Origin of the sequence: Pseudomonas sp. IT-P258, assembly GCF_949767825.1 — a bacterium.
Lineage (GTDB): Bacteria > Pseudomonadota > Gammaproteobacteria > Pseudomonadales > Pseudomonadaceae > Aquipseudomonas > Aquipseudomonas monachiensis.
Window position 1 is genome coordinate 1 of the sequence record NZ_CATKPU010000042.1, and the last position, 2870, is coordinate 2870.

The window sequence follows — 2870 nt, forward strand, 5'->3', positions numbered from 1 at the left end:
GGGTGGGGCGGTTTGTAACGCAGGATCCAATAGGATTGTTTGGGGGTTACAATCTCTACAGCTATGCTCCAAACACGACTGCATGGACTGATCCGTGGGGATGGGAATGCATACCAAACAAAGTGGCTGGCTCTGCTCGAGAGGCTAGAGCCAAAGCAATATTCGAGAAACGTTACGGTAAGAAAAATGTTCTCGGCGAAAGGTATCTACGTAATGCTGAGGGGAAAATAGTCAAGGACCCGTTAACCGGTGAGGGGCGTCGAGTTGATTTTGTTGTTAAGAATGCTGATGGCTCCGGCACGGCGAAAGAAATTACAAGTTTGACCGCTTCGAAATTTGCGCAGCTGGAAAAAGAAATGAGAATTCGAGAGGCGGGTGGAGTTTTTGTGCGCGAGCCGGGTACCAAAAAATTGATTGAAGTAACTGATGTGTCGACAGTGATTCGTGCAAGGTAATAGGAGTTTGGTAATGAGTGATTTGGATTTTACTTTGTGCAGCATACCGATGCTAATGTCTAGAAATAAAAGCGCCGAATATCAGAGGCAGATAGTTGTGCGGTATACAGTTCTAATGAGTTTCCTTAAGGTGCGTGGTCTTATTTATAAGGAGCCATTTGATAGTGATGGTAATTTGAAGATGGATTTGGTTATAAAAAAATCAGATGTCACTTCTCAATGCCTCGAGCTATTCAAGAAGGCAGTTCCAGCTTGGCACGCCTACGTGGATAAAGGTGGAGATATTAATAATACAAGCAAGATTGAAAAGGAGTTGGCTAAAATTCCATGAGTTTTATCTAATTAAGTGGCTGGGAATTTGATCTCAGTCGCTTCAGATGCTTCGGCTTCGACGCCATGGGTCGCAAGAGCTGGCAGTTCGCCTCGCGCCTGCACAACCCTGGCATCCAGCCCGACCTGCGGGTCGAGCACACCTACAACCCGATCCACCGCCGTCACCAATACGACCCGGCCGGCGAGTTGACCCGCTCCCTCGACAAACTGCGCGGCGAGATCAAGTACGAGTACGAAGCCAACGGCCAACTGCACAGCCGCGACATCGGTCAGTTGCTCGACAGCGACGAATTCCGCTACGACGCCGCCGGCTGAATGGGCGGACTCCGAAAGCTTCCTCTACAACTTGTTAGTAAGGAGACAATGATGGGTGTACTGAAAATGTCGAAGTCCGATCCGAAAGTGAATAGCTCTGATCTCAGTTTACTGGAGGATGAGATAGGGCATACATTGCCTGAAGGCTTTAAAAATTTTTATTTAACTCATAGTGGTGGGGTTGCAGATAGAGATTGGTGGGATAGTGGTGATGAATATGAGCCTGTTCGATTAAAGAAATTTAAAGCAGTTGCAGCTAGTGGTGCTTTGGATGCTGCAGAGACAAAATATTTAAGCGGCTGTTATGCTGTGATGACCTCTAAAAATGTGATACCTAAAACATTGCTGCCGTTTGCGACTGACGATGGTGGTAACTTTTTCTGTCTGGATTTGACTGATGGTGATGTGTGTTTTTACGCAACTGATTCCTTTGATTCGAATAGTAGTTATGCCGCCAATCATGCAAAGGCCTATCGTTGGCTCGCAAGTTCGTTTGACGCTTTTGTTGAGGGGTTAAAGGACGAATCTGAGATCGACCTGTAAAATCGAAGGCCAGAGGAGCTGTGACAGGTATCGCGATGACCTGCACAGCGAGGCGGACAATGATTGTCATTTTCCGCTTTTTTCACTAACACCGGTCTGGATTACGATGTTTTATAAAACCAACCACTAGGGAAGTACTCATCTCAGGCAGCAATCATCCACAGCCGCTTCAACGGTGACAGGTCAGCTGATCTCCACCTTCCGTCACGGCAAAGGATTTCTGGTTTTTATTCTGCTGTTCGCAATTGTATTGTTGTGCTTGGTAGGAGTTTGTTATGGAAAAAGAAGTTTCGGTGGTTGAGGCGTTGAAAGGCTTTATGTCAGAAATGCGAGATTGGGAGACGGCTTTTCGCGATGAGCAAATGAGCCTGATCGATGCGGAAAAAAATACCTCTGACTGTGATAAAAAGTATGAACTCGAGCTTAAGAAGGTTTTAACCAGGTTTTCTGTGTCAGATGAGCGAAGCTGGGCTAGGCTTGTAGATCTCGGTTGTGGGTCTCCTCCGACTTATGATCCAGAGAGGGATGTAATAAACAAGCCTGTTCAAGAAGGTAAAAATTACGCTGTGGTTGTCGAGCAGATGGCTAGGCTAAAGGCTGTATATAAGTTTGTTCTAAAAGATACTGGAAATGGTTGGCTGATAGTGAAAAAAGAAACAAAAAGTGGTGATAAGTGGAAAAAAACCGCTCTCTGATGTTTGTATGTAAACGGTGCAGCGCTCCGTTGTACTGGTGGCGCAGCATTTCATGGATGTGTTTGGTTGTTCATTGGTAGTCAAAAACTAGTGGGGTTTGTGCCGTTCTTTAAAATTTTATCTCTAGAGTGGCTTAAGGTTTTCTTAAGCAACTTTCCTCTTTAATCTAAAAATGCTGTGCAAGCGCGTTCTTACAATTCACGCTAAAAATGATTAATAATTGAACGAATCCATTTTCGCGACTTCGGCGGTGAGCAGTACGCCATCGACCTCGACGAAGCCGGCAACATGACCGGTCTCAAGCTGCCGGATGACAACCGGTTGGGGTTCAAGTACGACGACTTTTCGCGTTTGCTTGAAGAAACCGATCCACTGGGTCGCAAGATCAAATACAAGTACCACCTCGGCACTACGCTGGTCACAGAAACGACCTTCCTGGACGGCAGCACCTGGCAAGCCCGCTACGATGCCAAGGGCAACTTGATCGCCGAAGTCGACGCCCTGGGCAATAAAACCGAATACCTCAACA

4 protein-coding genes and 2 pseudogenes are annotated in these 2870 nt (G+C 46.4%); all 6 read left to right on the forward strand.

The genetic code is table 11. The features are described 5' to 3' along the window. Positions 1–455: RHS repeat-associated core domain-containing protein (locus ACM6G4_RS15905; RefSeq protein ID WP_414914072.1), on the forward strand; the 455-nt coding region annotated here is incomplete at its 5' end. Positions 456–468: 13 nt separating this feature from the next. Further along, positions 469–786: a hypothetical protein gene (locus ACM6G4_RS15910; protein ID WP_056725172.1), complete on the forward strand. Its 318-nt coding sequence runs from the start codon at positions 469–471 to the stop codon at positions 784–786. 47 nt (positions 787–833) lie between these two features. Next, positions 834–1097, forward strand: a pseudogene (locus ACM6G4_RS15915) (sugar-binding protein); the annotation flags it as partial. Positions 1098–1154: 57 nt separating this feature from the next. Continuing rightward, a complete protein-coding gene (locus tag ACM6G4_RS15920; RefSeq protein ID WP_056725175.1) occupies positions 1155–1646 on the forward strand; it encodes an SMI1/KNR4 family protein in 492 nt (163 codons plus the stop codon). A gap of 275 nt (positions 1647–1921) precedes the next feature. After that, a complete protein-coding gene (locus tag ACM6G4_RS15925; protein WP_056725177.1) occupies positions 1922–2341 on the forward strand; it encodes an NTF2 fold immunity protein in 420 nt (139 codons plus the stop codon). 237 nt (positions 2342–2578) lie between these two features. Next, positions 2579–2870 (forward strand): annotated as a pseudogene (locus ACM6G4_RS15930) (hypothetical protein); the annotation flags it as partial.